This window comes from Mucilaginibacter sp. P2_D11 (genome assembly GCF_056404435.1).
The window spans coordinates 85,634-102,721 of sequence record NZ_JBFUEA010000018.1; the positions used below are offsets into that span (position 1 = coordinate 85,634).

At 48.7% G+C, this 17,088-nt stretch carries 17 protein-coding genes and 1 pseudogene; 7 read left to right on the forward strand and 11 right to left on the reverse strand.

The window, feature by feature from the left end; translation table 11 throughout:
• Window positions 1–185: 185 nt before the first annotated feature.
• Genes AC1DXC_RS23520 through AC1DXC_RS23530 form a run of 3 tightly spaced genes read right to left on the reverse strand, consistent with a single transcriptional unit; the run spans window position 186 to window position 5,605 of the window.
• Entirely contained in the window at window positions 186–3,377 is a 3,192-nt protein-coding gene (locus AC1DXC_RS23520) for an error-prone DNA polymerase (RefSeq protein ID WP_477461619.1), read from the reverse strand.
• 5 nt (window positions 3,378–3,382) lie between these two features.
• Window positions 3,383–4,864: a Y-family DNA polymerase gene (locus AC1DXC_RS23525; protein ID WP_477461620.1), complete on the reverse strand. Its 1,482-nt coding sequence runs from the start codon at window positions 4,862–4,864 to the stop codon at window positions 3,383–3,385.
• Window positions 4,865–4,882: 18 nt separating this feature from the next.
• Entirely contained in the window at window positions 4,883–5,605 is a 723-nt protein-coding gene (locus AC1DXC_RS23530) for an ImuA family protein (RefSeq protein ID WP_477461621.1), read from the reverse strand.
• Window positions 5,606–5,897: 292 nt separating this feature from the next.
• Between AC1DXC_RS23530 and AC1DXC_RS23535 the strand changes: the two genes are divergently transcribed.
• Entirely contained in the window at window positions 5,898–6,506 is a 609-nt protein-coding gene (locus tag AC1DXC_RS23535) for an alpha-ketoglutarate-dependent dioxygenase AlkB family protein (protein ID WP_477461622.1), read from the forward strand.
• 2 nt (window positions 6,507–6,508) lie between these two features.
• Window positions 6,509–6,916 (forward strand): DUF1810 domain-containing protein, encoded by a 408-nt coding sequence (locus AC1DXC_RS23540; RefSeq protein WP_477461623.1) that lies wholly within the window; start codon window positions 6,509–6,511, stop codon window positions 6,914–6,916.
• Window positions 6,917–6,930: 14 nt separating this feature from the next.
• On the opposite strand, the gene AC1DXC_RS23545 is transcribed toward AC1DXC_RS23540, so the two are convergent.
• From AC1DXC_RS23545 to AC1DXC_RS23565, 5 genes and pseudogenes are all read right to left on the reverse strand, one after another.
• On the reverse strand, window positions 6,931–7,176 hold the full coding sequence (locus tag AC1DXC_RS23545; protein WP_477461624.1) for a KTSC domain-containing protein: 246 nt from the start codon (window positions 7,174–7,176) through the stop codon (window positions 6,931–6,933).
• Between the two features lie 2 nt (window positions 7,177–7,178).
• A complete protein-coding gene (locus tag AC1DXC_RS23550) occupies window positions 7,179–7,367 on the reverse strand; it encodes a DUF2188 domain-containing protein (RefSeq protein ID WP_477461625.1) in 189 nt (62 codons plus the stop codon).
• 2 nt (window positions 7,368–7,369) lie between these two features.
• Complete coding sequence (locus AC1DXC_RS23555) at window positions 7,370–7,543, reverse strand: DUF3606 domain-containing protein (protein WP_477461626.1); 174 nt, start codon at window positions 7,541–7,543, stop codon at window positions 7,370–7,372.
• 29 nt (window positions 7,544–7,572) lie between these two features.
• Window positions 7,573–8,427: an SDR family oxidoreductase gene (locus tag AC1DXC_RS23560; protein WP_477461627.1), complete on the reverse strand. Its 855-nt coding sequence runs from the start codon at window positions 8,425–8,427 to the stop codon at window positions 7,573–7,575.
• A 34-nt stretch (window positions 8,428–8,461) separates the two neighbouring features.
• Window positions 8,462–9,096 (reverse strand): annotated as a pseudogene (locus AC1DXC_RS23565) (isocitrate lyase/PEP mutase family protein).
• A gap of 276 nt (window positions 9,097–9,372) precedes the next feature.
• Between AC1DXC_RS23565 and AC1DXC_RS23570 the strand changes: the two are divergent.
• The 3 genes from AC1DXC_RS23570 (at window position 9,373) to AC1DXC_RS23580 (ending at window position 12,503) form a co-directional block, all read left to right on the forward strand.
• Window positions 9,373–10,920 (forward strand): FAD-dependent oxidoreductase, encoded by a 1,548-nt coding sequence (locus AC1DXC_RS23570; protein ID WP_477461628.1) that lies wholly within the window; start codon window positions 9,373–9,375, stop codon window positions 10,918–10,920.
• Window positions 10,913–11,371 carry a hypothetical protein gene (locus AC1DXC_RS23575; protein WP_477461629.1) on the forward strand — a complete coding sequence of 153 codons (459 nt, stop codon included), beginning with the start codon at window positions 10,913–10,915 and terminating at the stop codon, window positions 11,369–11,371. Before AC1DXC_RS23570 ends, AC1DXC_RS23575 begins: the two co-directional genes overlap by 8 nt.
• 79 nt (window positions 11,372–11,450) lie before the next feature.
• Window positions 11,451–12,503 (forward strand): glycoside hydrolase family 130 protein, encoded by a 1,053-nt coding sequence (locus tag AC1DXC_RS23580; RefSeq protein ID WP_477461630.1) that lies wholly within the window; start codon window positions 11,451–11,453, stop codon window positions 12,501–12,503.
• Between the two features lie 68 nt (window positions 12,504–12,571).
• On the opposite strand, the gene AC1DXC_RS23585 is transcribed toward AC1DXC_RS23580, so the two are convergent.
• From AC1DXC_RS23585 to AC1DXC_RS23595, 3 genes are read right to left on the reverse strand one after another with little or no spacing between them, the layout of a single operon-like run.
• A complete protein-coding gene (locus tag AC1DXC_RS23585) occupies window positions 12,572–12,934 on the reverse strand; it encodes a DUF4142 domain-containing protein (RefSeq protein WP_477461631.1) in 363 nt (120 codons plus the stop codon).
• A 51-nt stretch (window positions 12,935–12,985) separates the two neighbouring features.
• The gene (locus AC1DXC_RS23590) at window positions 12,986–13,174 is read right to left on the reverse strand and encodes a hypothetical protein (protein WP_477461632.1); all 189 of its coding nucleotides are present in this window, start codon (window positions 13,172–13,174) and stop codon (window positions 12,986–12,988) included.
• Window positions 13,164–14,099: a manganese catalase family protein gene (locus tag AC1DXC_RS23595; RefSeq protein WP_477461633.1), complete on the reverse strand. Its 936-nt coding sequence runs from the start codon at window positions 14,097–14,099 to the stop codon at window positions 13,164–13,166. The genes AC1DXC_RS23590 and AC1DXC_RS23595 overlap by 11 nt, the downstream gene beginning before the upstream one ends.
• A 199-nt stretch (window positions 14,100–14,298) precedes the next feature.
• Here AC1DXC_RS23595 and AC1DXC_RS23600 point away from each other — a divergent pair, with 199 nt between their 5' ends.
• Both AC1DXC_RS23600 and AC1DXC_RS23605 read left to right on the forward strand, forming a co-directional pair.
• Window positions 14,299–16,512, forward strand: coding sequence for a hypothetical protein (locus AC1DXC_RS23600; RefSeq protein WP_477461634.1), 2,214 nt, complete (start codon window positions 14,299–14,301; stop codon window positions 16,510–16,512).
• Between the two features lie 5 nt (window positions 16,513–16,517).
• Window positions 16,518–16,979: a low affinity iron permease family protein gene (locus tag AC1DXC_RS23605; RefSeq protein ID WP_477461635.1), complete on the forward strand. Its 462-nt coding sequence runs from the start codon at window positions 16,518–16,520 to the stop codon at window positions 16,977–16,979.
• The last annotated feature ends 109 nt before the right edge of the window (window positions 16,980–17,088 follow it).

A 17,088-nucleotide genomic window follows, 5' to 3' on the forward strand; every position in this document is an offset into this window, starting at 1 on the left:
TTAGGTCAAATAAACCTATTAAATTCCATACATCATCAGCTGTTTTAAAGAACAGCCTGATTAGCTGGTCGCGATTGAAGCCGAAAATGCTGTCTTTTATTAATAATGACCTACGGCTTTGATTTTCCGACTAGCTCTATTGTTTACGGCGCATCTCTAAATAATCCCCGTAATCCCTGTTTAATTTAATGAAAATTCCGCCCTTTATGAAAAGCGCCCTCGACCGGCGGTGTCGAGCGCCCGTCATAATTAACGGGTTGGGTGGTTTCATCACCGCGCGCCAGGGTTTGCGGCAGTTCGGTTTCGGTTAGGCAGCGCAATAGCGCAGTCAGATTGAAGCATTGATATACGACGAGGTGGGTAACGCCGTTGGCTATTTGTAATTTACCGGCTACCATGAGCAATTTCGATTGCACGATCTCCTTGCGGTATTTATCAAATAAGGCTTGCCAGACTATGAGGTTGGCCGAGCCGGTTTCATCTTCCAGGGTCATAAAGAGCACGCCTTTAGCGGTGCCGGGGCGTTGGCGCACCGTGATAAGCCCGGCGAGCCGTACAACATCGCCATCTTTACAATTGGCCAGGTCGCTGACTCTGACATTACGCAAACGGCTAAGCTGCGCTCTTAACAAGCCTACCGGGTGGTCTTTTAAGGAAAGACCGGTCGAAACATAATCCTGCACGACATGTTCACCCCAGCTCATCAGCGGTAAGGGCACCGTATCTTCCAATTCCGTTTCGGAAACTTGACCGTCAAAAAGGCCGATGGGCCGGTCGGCTAAGGCCGAAACTTCCCATAGCGCCGTCCGGCGGTCGGCGCCTAAGGAACGAAAGGCATCGGCGTGGGCTAACCTTTCCAGCGCTGCCTCGGGCACACCGGCGGCACGCAATTGGTCGGTATGCCGGTAACCGTTTTCCCGCATCGTTACCAGTACCATCATATCATCTTCCCGCAAACCTTTGATCTGCCGGAAACCTAAACGCACGGCGAAATATTTACCGTCCTTGCTTTCCATCGTATTATCCCATTCCGAATAGTTGACGTCCACGGGCAAGACCCGCACCTGGTGATTTTTGGCGTCCTGCACGATTTGGGCGGGCTGGTAAAAACCCATTGGCTGGCTATTAAGCAGGGCCGCGCAGAACACATCGGGGTAATGATGTTTGAGCCAGGAAGAGATATAAACGAGTAACGCAAATGAGGCTGCATGGCTTTCGGGAAAGCCATAACCCTCAAAACCCTGTAATTGCTTAAAGACCCGTCTTGAAAAATCTTCCTCGTACCCCCGCGCCATCATACCATCGACCATTTTCTTTTCATACATATGCAGTTTACCGTTAGCTTTGAACGAAGCCATGCTCCGGCGTAACTGGTCAGCTTCGGCTGGGGTAAATCCCGCTGCCACAATGGCGATCTCCATCGCCTGTTCCTGAAACAGCGGTACGCCCAAAGTACGGCCCAATATTTCTTCCAGTTCTTTGGATGGGTAAACCACGGGTTCCTCGCCGTTCCGGCGTCTTAAATACGGATGCACCATATCACCTTGTATCGGCCCCGGTCTGACGATGGCCACTTCGATCACCAGGTCATAAAAACAGCGGGGCTTTAGTCGCGGCAACATAGACATCTGTGCCCGGCTTTCGATCTGGAACACGCCGATGGTGTCCGCCGCGCAGATCATATCATAAACTGAAGAATCATCCTGTGGCACATTGGCTAAGGTCAGTTTGATACCATAGTGTTTCAGCACCAGGTCAAAAGCTTTGCGGATCATGGTGAGCATCCCCAAACCCAGCACATCGATTTTCAGGATGCCCAGGTCTTCCAAATCATCCTTGTTCCATTCCACTTGTGTCCGTTCTTCCATCCGGGCATTCAGCACCGGGCAGAAGTCGGATAATTTACCTTCGGTGATCACAAACCCGCCGGTGTGCTGGCCGAGTTGCCGGGGAAAGCCCATGAGTTCGCAAGTCAATTGCAATACTTTAAGAATGACCGGGTCTTTGGGGTTTAATCCCTGACCGCGCAGTCGTTCTTCATCAAATCCTTCCTCGTAAAAATCCCAAATAGTGGCACCGATACGCTTGATGGTATCTTCTGATAAGTCCATTGCTTTGCCCACGTCGCGGATGGCACCTTTGTGCCGTTCCTGCGTCACGGTAGCTACGATAGCAGCCCGGTCACGGCCATAATCGCTATAGATAAACTGGATGATCTCTTTCCGGCGTTCATGTTCATAATCCACATCGATATCCGGCCATTCATCGCGTGCGTCCGACATAAAACGGGAAAACAACATCCGGGACTTAGCAGGGTTAACCGCCGTGATGCCTAAACAAAAACAAACGGTAGAATTTGCCGCCGAGCCGCGGCCCTGGTGCAGGATATCCAGTTCTTCGGCTTTCTGGGTTTTGCGGTGCACCCGCAGGAAGTACCAGGCGAGGTTCCGCCGTTTAATAAAGGCCAGTTCAAATTCGATCTGCCTCCGGTGTTTCTCGGGGACTGGATCGCCGAGGACGGCTTTCGCTCCGGTCCAGGTCAGTTTTTCCAGCCGTTCCTGCCGGGTCATACCATCGACCAGCACTTCTTCCGGTTCCAGGTATTTGAGCATATCCAGCGAGAAGGTGCAGCTATCGGCTATAGCATTCGCATTTTCAATGGCCTGCGGATAACGACTGAATAAGCGTTCAATTTCGTCCAAAGGTTTTAGGTGCCTTTCGGCATTGGGATGCAACAGGTAACCGGCGGTATGGATGGTGCATTTTTCACGGACGCAGGTCAGGACGTCCTGCAATTCCCGCCGTTCGGGGATATGGTAATGCACATCGCCCGTAGCGACTAAAGGCACACCGGTTTCGGCCAACCGAAAAAGCCGCTTGGCATCCTGGCCCTGGTAATTAAACGAGGCGGCTACATATAAAGAGTTACCAAAGTTTTTACGGTATTCGGTGAGGTCACGCAAAAATTCGGCATCAAATTCAAAAAGGCTGTTCAGCCGGTCCGGTGGTATCGATACAAATAGGATGCCTTCGGCGTGCGCATACACATCGGCTTTATACAATTCGCATTTACCTTTTTCGGTGCGTAGGTTACCGAGCGTAAGTAGTGCTGAAAGACGCGCATAAGCTGTATGGTCCGTCGGGTAAGCCAGTAAACTCGTTCCATCCATTAAGTCCAAACGACAAGCTGGGATATAACGGATGCCTGCGGCTTTGGCGGCCATATGCGCCCGCACGATCCCGGCCAATGAGTTCCGGTCGGTAACCGCGATAGCCGTATAGCCCAAAGCTGCTGCCTGTTCCGCCAGTTCATTCGGGTGCGAACCGCCACGCAGGAAGCTGAAATTAGAGGTGACCTGTAATTCTGCGTAATTCATATTATTTAAGCGAAATAGCCGTGTAAAAACCATTGCGCGTCGCCGCCGTCATAATGCCCCGATCGGAACACCCAATACCGCTGTCCATCACTATCCTCAACCACATAATAGTCGCGGTGTTCGCCGCTATCCTGCCACCATTCCCGGCCAATACGTTCGGGGCCGTCCGCTTTGGTAATGTTGTGCCGTTTGCCATGATGCACAAAAACTTTGGGGGGATTATCGGGCACTAAGGCCATAACTTCGATCAGTTCCGGTGGTTGCAGTAGTCGAATCGGGCGCGGTAGTTCCGGCCAGGCACATTGCGGTGCTTCGGTCAAAGAGGTAGCCAGTTTGATCGAACGTTCCGGCCAATGGTGTTCGGCAGGCAAATAACGATGAATGGCCCCGGAACCCACCTTACCGGCGATACGGTCCAGTAGTTCGGCGAGGGAATTATCCGCCAAGCCTTTGGCCTCGGCCCATAATTGTTCCTGCACGGTTTCCATATCCTCCGTGCGCGGCGCTTCCAGTATAAAAAGTTCGATACCCAAAGCCGGTTCGATCTTATCAATTTGTAATTTAAACAGGCGCATCAAATGCGAAACGCTATGTGAGCCTTTGGTGGTGGTAATACCCACCTGTACCTTGCGGCCGTCGATGCGGTGGCATTTGAGTACCGCTTTGCGGATGCCTTTTCCTTCTTCCTGTAAGCGCCGGCAAAGCATTTCCAGTAGTTTTTCTATCGCAATTTCAATACCTGGTACGGTACGGATCGGTTCCATAGAAGGCAAACGCTCGGTATAAGGCACAGGCGGCACCAGCACTTGCCGGTATTCTTCCACTTTTCCCAAAGCCTGGTCGATCCGCAATAACAAACCCGTTCCGAAACGGCGGCGCAAGGTTTGCGGCGGGATCTCTAGTAAAGGGCCAATGGTTCTAAAGCCCAGCTTTTGTAAGCGTTCCAATACTTCCGGTTCCAGTCGCAAGGCCGCGGGTGACAACCCTGCAATAGCTTTAGCTTGTTCTCCCGAAGTGATAATGGGATGCTTCGCTGCAAACCGGGCGACTGCCCAGGCCGCGCCAGGCGTATCGGCAATCGCCGCCCGTGCGTCAAAACCCCCGGCACGCAGTTTCAATACCAATTCTGTTAAATAGCCCCGTTCACCACCCCACAGATGCACACAGCCTGAAATATCCAGTAGCAAACCGTCTGGTAGGTCCAGCGAAACCATAGGGGTATAACGAATACAGCCCAAGCCAATTAGGTACAAGAGTTTAGCCGCCTGGCCCGGCGTATCATCAATGGCCAACAACTCGGTTACCGCCGCTCTTGCATCAGCCACGGCCATACCGGTAAAAGCACCTTCACGTTCCGCCAGCGGGCTGGACGCTGTAATCACAATTTTATTTTTGACCGGAGCGGCTAGCACAAAAGGCAAGTCTTGCAGTTCGGGCCGCCGCCGTGCCAGCCCGTCCGTCAGCAAGTGCCGGAACCAGATCGCCATAAAACGCTTTTGCATAACTCAACCGACCTGCCTTTCTTCCTGTAATGTAACTTCCTGGACCGGCACAAAATGCCCGTTCCGCCATTCTAATATATAGCTGCCTGTTTGCCCGTTACGGACTTTCAGCAGATCAACCTGCCAGCGTAAGAAACCCAAACCCGGCAAGCCGTTCATTTCGGTGCTCGGTAAAGACCGTACCTGCCAGCGCGCGGCGCAGGCAGTCGAATTGAGTTTGGTAATGGCATTACGCAGTACAAAACCCGTTACGCGACTATTTTCAACCGCCCGCTGAAAGCGCTGTGATTGTTTAAAATCCATCTCCCGCAATTCGCAAACCACGGCGGTCAGTCCCGGGCATTTCAACGCTTCTTCCATCACCCAAAGCGTGTCCTTATCTTTATGCAGACTGATAAAAATGACCTGGTGCGGCGCAACGCCAAAGGCGGCCAAGGCAGGTGCATACAAACGGCGGGCACGTCCGATCCAGACACAAACGCCGCCCTGCCGCATCAACGCAGACAGGATGCCGGTCACCAGGCCGCCCGAAGCGGCCGCCTGCTCACTGCTGGCGCAAACCAATTCATGCACAGCGCTTTCTGGAAATACGCCATTTGGAAAAGCATTTTCCAATGGCCCCAAACCCAACCGGCTGCGCTGCCCGCTGACGGGCGGCCTATAGCCTTCCCATTGCAGAATATCCTTCTGCAGCCTTTCGATCAGTTCTCTATTCGCAACGGCCATGACGACAAAGTTATGCTAATATTTTTAGCATAATGTAAATTATTTTTACATTTGTTTTATGAATGCCTGGTTGAAACGGAAAAAGGGGCCCTGATGAAGTGGTCAGTGTTATCCCCGATACGGAATATAGGGATGCAACGCTGGTCTATAATTTATATACGGCTTATGGAAATGAGTATTTGGGCCGGATTTTGTTTGATGACCAAGGCTATTGGATCTATGATGGCAACGAGTTGACCGTGGCCGAGCAAGAGCAGTTAGGCAAGTTTATTCGGTATAATATCGAGGTTTTATGGAGCAGTTGAGTTTTTTTGCGGAGGCAGGACAGAGCAAAGGGTTACCGAAGGGATTATTGGAATATCATCCTGGTTTTATTGATGCACAAACGAGTGATGATTTATTGCACGAATTTATTGCAACAACGCCCTGGAAACAAAGCACCCAAAAAATGTGGGACAAGGAATACCTGACGCCAAGATTGACCTCCTGGCATGGCGATATGGGTACGGATTATTCGGTGTCCGGTAAGATTTCGAATCCAAATCCCTGGACGCCGGAGTTATTGATGCTCAAAGAAAAGGTAGAGCAGGTTGCCAGCATCAAATTCAACAGTGTGCTCCTCAATTATTATCGTGATGGCAACGATTCGGTCGCCTGGCACAGCGACAGGGAAAGTGTGTTAGGCAAAAATCCCGTCATTGCTTCGGTTAGTTTCGGCCAGGTACGCAGCTTTGATATTCGCAATAAAGCAGACCACAGCGAGCATTACTCCGTTAAACTCGAACACGGTTCCTTCCTGCTCATGAAAGCGGGCTTACAGGAACATTGGGAGCATCGCATCGCCAAATCAACCAAACCAATGAAAGCCCGAATCAATTTGACCTTTAGAGTTGTTATATAAATATGAACTTTGACAGATTTTTAACCGCCCAGGAACGGGATTATGCAACCGCTTTGGCCGAAATAAAAAGCGGCCGAAAACGCAGCCACTGGATGTGGTATATCTTTCCGCAGATCGCAGGCCTGGGTTTCAGTGAAACTTCAAAATTCTATGCGATCAAAGACCAGGCAGAGGCCAAAGCCTATTTACAACATCGCATGCTCGGCAGCCGCCTCATCGAAATTTCCAAAGCCCTGCTTGAGCTCGAAGACAACCACGCCACCAGGATCTTCGGTAGCCCCGATGATCTTAAACTTAAATCTTCGATGACCCTTTTCGCGGCCTTACCCGACACCGACCCGGTATTCGGACAAGTGCTGGTCAAATTCTATAACGGTATCCGCGATTGGGAAACCTTACGGTTGCTGTAAAAACAGGTTAACAACTAATCCGGGCTCGCATCATTCCCAAACAGATTCCCCTGTTTAGGGCCAGGTGTTACCTCTTCAAAGGTGTATTTGCCTTTGATGTGGCGGTTAAACCAAATGCCTTTAGTCATCGTGGAACGCATTTCCTTAAATACCTTTTCAGGCACCCGGAGGTAATTATAGACCTTCCCCGAATGGTATCTGATGGTCAGCGTTTGCGAGACAGCATTATAATCATAAGCGGCGATAACAGCGGAAGGCATAGTTAATCTTTTGTTTTCGCCGCTTTTTCCTTCGCGAAATGCAGCCGCGCCTGCTTCAGGCCGGTGGCAATGGCTTCGCCTTCGTTGCCGGTTGTTTTTAATACTTCGTTGGCGATCTCAGTCGCCTTTTCCCGTATCTTCTTCGGCTGGTTCTTGTAAGATGGCGGGTAATCTCCGTTATACCAGGGCATGGCTATTTATTTAAATATTTCCGGACCGCTTCTGCTGATTTACCGACTGCAGACACGGCATCCGTTAATTGTTGTTTGCTCACGCCTAATGTTTTGGTCCAGTAGGCTACCTCATAGTCCTCCGACAGATTGATCGTTTTACTGTCGGGGTTTCCGGTTTTTTTTGTATTATCCATAGGGATTAATTTGTATTGATGATTAATTTTTATCCGTTTACAACTTCTCCGCCATTCACATGAATGACCTGTCCGGTAATAAACGACGCGTCATCCGATGCGAGGAACACATAAGCCGGACCCAGCTCCGAAGGTTGTCCGGCACGTTTCATCGCTGTCTCACTGCCAAATTTTTTGATCTTTTCCTTGTCGAACGTAGACACGATAAGCGGCGTCCATACCGGCCCGGGTGCCACGGCGTTTACACGTATTTGCTTTTCAGTAAGATTGGTGGCCAGTGACCGCGTAAAGGTTGTAATCGCGCCTTTGGTTGAGGAATAATCAATCAGCGAAGGCGAGGAACGGTAAGCGGTCACTGACGTCGTGTTAATGATGCAGTCGCCAGCCTGCAAGTACTCCAGGGCAGCTTCGGCAAAATAGAAATAGGCGAAAATATTGGTCTTAAAAGTCATATTCAGTTGCTCTTCTGAAATATTCCTGACGTCTTTTTCCGGAAACTGCATGCCGGCGTTGTTCACCAGGATATTTAATTTGCCATATTCCTTTACCGTTTTTTCAACCGCTTTTTTACAGAAATCCGAGTTTTTGACATCGCCTTTGATAAGCAGGCACCGACGACCTGCAGCTTCTACCAGGTCCCGGGTAACCTCGGCATCTATATCTTCATCGAGATAGACAATGGCAATGTCGGCCCCTTCCTCCGCAAAATGCACACTGACCGCCCGGCCGATCCCGCTGTCGCCTCCGGTAATCAGCGCAACTTTGTCCAACAGCTTTTCTGCCGGTTTATAGCTGTTCTTAATATATTCGGGCGCCGGATTCATCTTTGCTTCGATGCCTGGCTGTTTATTTTGTTTTTGTGGTGTTTTGCTTGCTGTTTCCATAATCTCTCAAAAATGTTGTCCTTCAAATTTTTCTTCAATTTTTGCCCAGAACGGCTTTAATTTCCTTTGCTATTTTTTCCAGCTCGTCGGTAGTTTTTAACCCTTCCAGGTAAACCCCGTCCGCACCGGTATCCAGGTAAGCTTTATCCCGGTCAATAGCATTATCTATCCCTTCCGGATCAATCGCGTCAGTACGGGCCAGAATGAAAAATTCATTGCCGTCACGCGCCTTAACAGCCCCCCGATCTTTTGCAGCATGACCGCTCTGTCCACCACCTTCTTATCACCCATATGACCGCAATTTTTCGGTGGCTGCTGGTCTTCCATAAACATGGCCGAAGCGCCAAGCCTTATATACTCCTGCACAGTGCGTGTTACATTTTTTACGTCGCTATAGCCGTCATCCACATCCAGCAGTACCGGCAGCGGCGAGGCCTGCATGATCCAGTCGGCTGAGAATTTCTTTTCGCCGAATTTTTCCAGGTCGACATCCGGGATGGCATGGGTTGCACCTGATAGCGTATAACCTCCGATCTGGTAGGCGTCAAAGCCAGCCAGCTCGATCAGCCGTGCTGTCAGCGAATCATGAGCGACAGGTAACTGCACAGGCTTGTCCGCTGTTGCCAGCATAGCTTTCCAGGATTTTCGATGTGTGATCGTATGCTTCATTATTCTCCGGGTTTTAGTACAACCTTTAACCGCAGATCGCCAGTTCGATGCGCGGATCGGGCATGGTATCGTAGCGGATTTCGCCTGGTTTGTGGAATACAGCTGCTTTTATTGACATGTTGTTTTAATTAATATAATTTCTTTAATAAACATATTTTTAACGCCGGCATCCGGCACAAGTTTTAAGATTTTAAAAAAAAATATTTTGGAGGGGAACGGCTATAAAGCAAACAGGACGAGACAATTATTGTATTAGTTTAACCAGCTAACTATAATATGACGACTACAAATAACATTCCAAGAGATGGCCGGTGTGAAAGTGCCTGGCAGGAAGGCCTGAGCGCAATTACTCAAAAGGCGTATAAAAATAAAGCGGACACTGTATATGATTGCCTTATTGCAGGCGGGGGAATTACCGGCCTGACGGCCGCGCTTTTGTTACAAAAAGCCGGAAAGCAAACCATCCTGGCCGAAGCCCATCGTATAGGATTTGGGACAACCGGCGGGACAAGTGCTCACATCAATACTTTTGCCGATACCACTTACCAAGAGGCAGAGAATGCTTTTGGTGAGGAGGGGGCACAACTTTTTGCCGATGCCATTAATGAAGGCTTTGCGCTGATCAAGTCCAGCATCGACGACTACCGGATCGATTGCGATTTCGAAAGTAAGACCGGTTTTCTCTATGCAGAAGATGATGACCAGACCAAGCTACTGGCCGATATCTATAAAGGTGCGTTAAAGGTGGGTATCCCTGTTCATTATACAGAAGAAGTTCCCACACCCGTTCCATACCAGCGGGCCTTGCTATTTGACAACCAGGCGCAATTCCATCCCTTAAAATATCTGCAGGGTTTGCAAAAGGCCTACCTGGCAGCTGGTGGTATAGTTTTAGAAAATTCAAGAATTGAGGGCTTGAAAAATGAGGGAGATATTCATATTGCACAGTCGGACACTATCAGCATCAGGGCTAAGAAAGTCATCTATGCCACACACATGCCGCCCAATATTAATGTATTCAATTTTGAATGTGCACCCTACCGCAGTTATGTAATGGCCGTTAAATTAAAAAGCGGCAAATATCCGGATGCCTTGGTTTATGATATGCAGGAGCCTTACCACTATGTGCGCAGCCATAATATTGAAGGGCAGCAGTTATTGGTGGCGGGAGGCCTGGATCATAAAACCGGGCATGAAGAATCAGGAAAAGTATTCGCTGACCTGGAAAAATATATCCGGAAATATTATCCTGTTTCTTCTGTCAAATATCGGTGGTCGTCTCAATATTATGTCCCGGTGGACGGCCTGCCATACGTCGGGAAAATGCCCTTTGCTGCCGACGGGGTTTATTGTGCTACCGGCTATAACGGTAATGGCATGATGCTGGGCAGCATCTCCGGAAAAATATTAAGCGACCTGGTTCGAAACAGGCCAAACCGGTACGCAGATCTATTTGACCCATCCCGAATCAAGCCTGTAGACGGCTTTACCGAGTTCGTCAAAGAAAATGCTGATGTGGCCTATCATTTTGTGGCCGACCGTATTGGTATCAAAGAGACCGACTCGTTAAAAAGGCTCCGGCCAGGTACTGGTAAAGTGGTGGAGGTGGATGAAAAAAAAATTGCTGCGTATCGTGATGAACAGGGGAATATCCACGCCCTCAGTCCGGTTTGTACGCATGCTGGCTGTATTATCGACTGGAACAGCGAGGAAAAAAGCTGGGACTGTCCCTGCCATGGCGCCCGTTACGATATTGACGGAAAGGTGTTGACCGGACCGGCAACCCACAACCTTTCAGCCATAAACCTGGACAATAATGAATAAAAGCACCAACTTAATCGCAGCCGCTGCTGCGGGTACAACGATGATGACTTTGTTCAGCTACCTGGTTTCGCTGGCAGCGGATAAAAATTTCAGTGAACCGGAACACCTGGGTACACTCATGCACCAGCTGGTGCCGGGCAGCTCCAAAAAAGCCACTCAACTGGGTGGCTGGGCAACCCATTATGCGGTGGGTTTGCTATTTGTTGTGGCCTACCGGGAACTATGGAAAACAGGCAAGATCAAAAAGACCATGGCTAACGGCATTATCCTGGGTGCGTTGAGCGGTGCTTTCGCTGTGCTGATCTGGAAAGCAACGATGAAGGCCCACCCGGCACCGCCCGGGATCGATTTTACCAACTATTATATCCAACTGGTGCCTGCTCATATCGTATTTGGGGTATGCGCAACGTTAACGTCACGCCTGCTGGATGAAAGCGCTCAGCGCAGCTAATTTTAATGGCATCGCCGATAGTATTGTTAAAATAGTATTGTTAAAATAAAGCAAATGTTTTGTGTTGACCAGAACAAATATGAAAGACATCGCACAACGTTTCCCTGAAAACCCTTTATTACTGCCTAAAGACCTGCAAGCGAGCAGTAAAGGCTTACAGATTATCAGCCTGCTCAACCCCGGAGTATTCCGTTTTCAGGGCAAAATCTGGCTGCTTGTCCGTGTTGCCGAGGGTGTTGTGCAAAAAGAAGGCGTGCTATTTTTCCCGGTGCTGAACGCGACAGGAAATACCGAAATTATCGAGGTGCCGCTGAATGATCCTGACCTCATCGCAACAGATGCGCGGGTGATCAGTTATAAGGGTCTGGATTACCTGACCACTATTTCCCATTTACGGTTATTGTGCAGCGATGACGGCGTGCACTTTAATGAACAGGAAAACTATCCCCCCTTGTTCGGAAAAGGATACCTGGAAAGATTTGGCGTGGAAGACTGCCGGGTTACACAGATCGGTGATACCTATTATTTGACTTATACGGCCGTATCAGACAGTGGTGTAGGGGTTGGTTTGCAAACCACCAGGGACTGGCAGCATTTTGAACCGGGTGGTATGATCCTGCCGCCGCATAATAAGGACTGCGCTATTTTTGAAGAAAAGATCGGCGGCAGGTATTATTGCCTCCACCGGCCCAGCAGCAAGGAGATCGGCGGAAACTATATCTGGTTGGCAGAATCTTCCAACGGCAGGCAATGGGGAAATCACCAATGCCTGATCAAGACCAGGCCGGGTCTTTGGGACAGCGCCCGTGTAGGCGCTGGCGCTGCGCCCGTTCGTACCGAGCAAGGCTGGCTGGAAATATATCATGGCGCAAATGCAGAGCACCAGTATTGCCTGGGTGCTTTCCTGATGGATATTCACGACCCTTCAATAGTAATTGCCCGGACCACTGATCCAATCATGGTACCAACCGAAGCTTATGAGCTGAGCGGCTTTTTTGGCTTCGTGGTTTTCACCAACGGCCATATTGCAGACGGCGACCGCCTGACCATTTATTACGGCGCGGCAGATGAATTTGTGTGCGGGGCGCATTTTTCAATCAGTGATATCCTATCGGCATTAACCGGAATATAAACAGCTAAAACCCCAAAAAAGCTACCTGAATTAAGCAGCTTTCCATCATAATTTATAAGACATTCTGGTTATTTCATACTGTCATGGATCTTTTGAATCGCATTCAGGTGCATTTTCAAAACAGGCAAAGTTTTTACCGCAAATGCCTTCAGGTAGGCATCCTTGCAGTTCTTCGAGGCATCTTCAAATTCTTTGATGTCCTCTTTATGGTCATCGATCATATTGCTGACATAAGCTTTGTCAAAATCCGCGCCTGATTTAGCCGACAGGTCATCTTTTACTTTTTGCTCTTTGGTGTCAATAGCGATAGGTAAAGCGATCCCTTTTGATTTCGCGAGGGCTTTCATTTCATCATTAGCTTTGCTATGGTCGGTAACCATCATTGCGCCAAAGTACTTCACTCTGGAGTTGGCAGCCTTCTGCCGGGCCAAGCGTAATAAACATCAGTTTTTTCATCGTCGCATTTTTTAATGTTATAAATATCACTTTACAAAAAAATGCCAATGCTCAACCGGCATTGCTATCATCGGTGACATCATCTGATAAAAAGCTTTGGTTTCTCCGTTGTCCAGTTTCACCACCACTTTATCCCCGATAACTTCAATAACCTCGCCCGGTCCTTCGGGCGAGGTTATTCTTTGGCCTTTGAGCAATGCGGTATTATTCATCATAAGTACTCCATTGTGCCACACCTAGTGGTTCCGCATCTTTCACTTCTGCACTTTTTACCGTGCTCATTTCCTTGTCGAGTTTTTCCGTGGCTTTCAATTCTTTGCTGAAGTCCTCCGGTAATTTGGTTTGGCCCTCAGTTTCCTGTACCTGCGCTAATGGTTTTTCAACATAGATCCATTCCTTACCCATACCCGGCATTTCCCCTTCGTTCCAGGGGCCGCGCACTGAAGTGCCATTAGATAAATTAAACGCCTGCTGAGTGAACCTCGGATCAGCAGCTAAAACGCCCGGCGGGAAATTATTCGGAATGCTGTCCAGCGCCGCCTCAAACATTTTGTAGTGAGCGACTTCGCGGGTCATCAGAAAAGACAGCGTTTCGTGAATGTATGGGTCATCCGTAAACTTCATTAAATGCTCGTAAACTAATTTGGCACGTGATTCTGAAGCCAGGTTACTCCGCAGGTCGACAGTTAGGTCACCATTGGAGTGAATATAGGATGCACACCATGGAATACCCTGGCTGTTCCTTGGGGTGACACCGCCGCCGGTGATAATTCCGAATTGTGAATTAGCCGTCAATGCCTGGTGAATAATGCTTTCTTTAGCCGCTTTCCCGTTCATTACCTGCATGATCTCGGACTGGTCGGCAGCATCTTTCAGTTCCCCGTTGACGCCTTTTAACAACATCTGTATAGTAGCGCCTACAATTTCCAAATGGCTGAATTCCTCGGTGGCGATATCCATCAGCATATCGTATTTGTCCGGATGTGGCACCTTCGCGCCGAATGCCTGGGTAAAGTACTGCATAGCCGCGGCCAACTCCCCGTTTTCGCCGCCGAATTGTTCCAACAATAAATTGGCAAAACGCGGATCAGGGCGGGATACCCTGGCATTAAATTGTAGTGATTTTACATGGTGAAACATAGCTATAGATTTTAAATGGTGAACTGCTATAGTTGCAATTTTAAGTCCAAAACAACGCTCTGAATTAAATATATTTTTTTTAAAGAAATGTTAAAACAAAAAATTATCATATTAGGTTAATGTCATACATTTTTTTTTTGGCGTTAAACGACGCGTTTCTGGTATAATTAAAGTATTGTTCAACCTTTAATTTTTTACAATGAATGCAATTTCTCCCTGGCTATTAAATGTTAATGCTATATTAAGTAGCCCTGCCTTGTCATCTTTCTATGCCAGTGAGCACCTTGGTTATTCTTTCCAACTAGTTAATATTGGTGATTCCTGCTGGATCGTGGTTGCCTGGCCAAAAGGCAGCCGCGTCGCGTTCCGCCTGGCCTATTCGCCTAATGACAGCTTAGCGGTTAAAAAAATGATTACAAAACATGGCCGGGTGATTTTGCAGATCACATCACTGATCGGCGACTATAAGGTCATCATCGATCTGCCGGTAAAAGAGCAAATGATGCTGCATTTCCGGACTGCCTTAACGCCGTATGCACCACTGTTATTTCCGTACTGGCCGCGCGATATTGTGCCGATCGGCGCAGCAAGCAGTGATTTACTGGCCGAAGGCGAGGTAAAGGTCAAACAGGTCGGCACACGGTCGGGTCAACTATATTTCAATTTAACAAGGCCGAAAGCCGGCTCCATATTCTATCTGCAAAACCTTACATCGTTAGCTGATTATAACCAGCAAACCGAAACTTCTGCCGGGGATACGGTTGGCGGTGAATGGCCGGAGGTTGGCTTCGCCCTGCCGTCGACATTAAAGAATAAAGCGTTGGAAGCAGGAAAAAGCTATGTGCTGAGTGATGCCTTTATCGCATTTTCAGAAGAAGTTCCGGCAGATGAAGCCGCCATGGTCCGGCAATATCTCGACCTGCTGGCGAATGTTTACCTGGAACTCCCCAAGCCACCCACGCACTACCAGCACTGGCCGGAGATATTAGGTAAAGGTTTAAACGACCTGACGGAAAGCCCCGGCTGTTGGTCGCAGGTGGATGGCAACCATTATTTCAACGCCTATGTGAGTGATTACGCTACCCCGCCTGAAATTATGGTTCAGTTAGCTGTTTTGCTTCCACTGCTTGACTACGTGGAATGGAGCGATGCTGAATTGGAGGTAATGAAAAAAATTAAAGAGGGCCTGCCCGCCTTCTATGACGAAAAATACGGCACCATCATGCGCTGGCATCCGAAAGTGGCCGACAGTATGGAAGGCGAGGAAGAACATAAAAAGCCATTGGTTATGGATGCCTGGTATTTGCATCATCCCTTGCTCAACCTTTCCCGTTTGGCGCTCAAAGGCGATAAAACTGCTAAAAAGCTATTTCTGGATTCACTGGAATTCGCCATTAGGGTGGCCCACCATTTTGATTACAACTGGCCAGTATTTTATAAGATCGATACGCTGGAAGTGACAAAGGCGGAAACACAGCCCGGCAAAGGCGGCGAAAAGGACGTGCCGGGCTTGTATGCACACGTGATGCTCCAGGCCTGGGAACTGACAGGGAAAAAGCGCTACCTGGCGGAAGCAGAAAAATCGGCGCTTCGTATGTGCGGTCTGGGCTTTGAGTTATTTTACCAGGCGAATAATACTTCTTTTTCCGCAGGCGCCTTATTGCGGTTATACAAGATCACCAAAAAAGAGGTTTATAAAGAATTGAGTTATTTATGCCTGGCCAATGTCTTCAAAAATGTCAGGCTTTGGGACTGCAACTATGGATATGGCAAAAATTTCCCCTCGTTCTTTGCCTTGTTCCCGCTGAATGACGCACCTTATACAGCCGTTTACGAAGAGCAGGAGGTTTTCTGCGCCTTTCATGATTACCTGAAATATGCGGAGGGAGAGGATATTTTGCCGTCCCTGCGACTGCTGCTGGCCGAGTATATCCGCTTCCTGGTGGAACGTGCGGTTTATTATTATCCTACCATGCTGCCTAAAGATATGCTTTCTGAAGAAGTCAAGACCGGCGAAGTAGATCCGAACCTCTGGATCGCGCTGGAAGATATGCATGATGGTTGGGAAAAGTCAGGCGAGGTAGGCCAGGAAGTGTATGGCGCGGGCAATGCCTTCGGGATATTACCGCGGCATTATATGCAAGTGGAGGAAGCGGGCTTTATGATCTATACCGATTACCCCACCTATGGTTTCTCGCCTAAAAAACATAAACCTGCAACTTTTCGCCTGGCAGGAGACGGGCGGCTTGCCTGCCGGCTCATGCTGGTAAAAACGGGCAAGGCTAAACTGCCCGATCTTATAGTATCCGTCAATAGGGACAAGGAAAAACTACAAGGGAAAAAAGTGTCCGGCGGCCACCTTGAATTTGAGGTTGCGGGCGACAGCGTAATTCATATTAGTTGGGGGAAATAACGATCATGAAAAAGAAAAAGAATTTTTTCGAGTGGTTTTCTAACTGGGCCACCGCCGCTACCGGCAGCTCAGCCGCGTTTATTACTGCAACCGCTGTGATTGTCATTTGGGCGGTAACAGGGCCCGTGTTCCATTATTCTGAAACCTGGCAATTGATTATAAATACCGGCACAACGATCATTACCTTTCTAATGGTATTTCTGATCCAGAAAGCACAGAACAAAGACTCGAAAGCGATACACCTCAAACTGAACGAACTATTGGCTTCGCATGAGGGTACCAGTAACCGGATGGTGAATATCGAGGATTTGACAGAAGCGGAACTGGACCACGAATGGTCGGAAGAAATTCCGGCCATTTTTTATGTTTTAAAAAAGAGGCCTGGATCACCGCCGCATTGTATAACGATCAGAGCGATTGCCAAGTCTCTGACTTCCATAGCAAATCGTCTTTTGGAAGTTTTATAGCCCTGTTTATTCCCTTTTTTGTAGATCAACACCAGCATACTGGTTATCAATGTCATATATAACATAACCTGCAGTCCATTTTGATTAAGGGAAACCAGGTGAGATACGT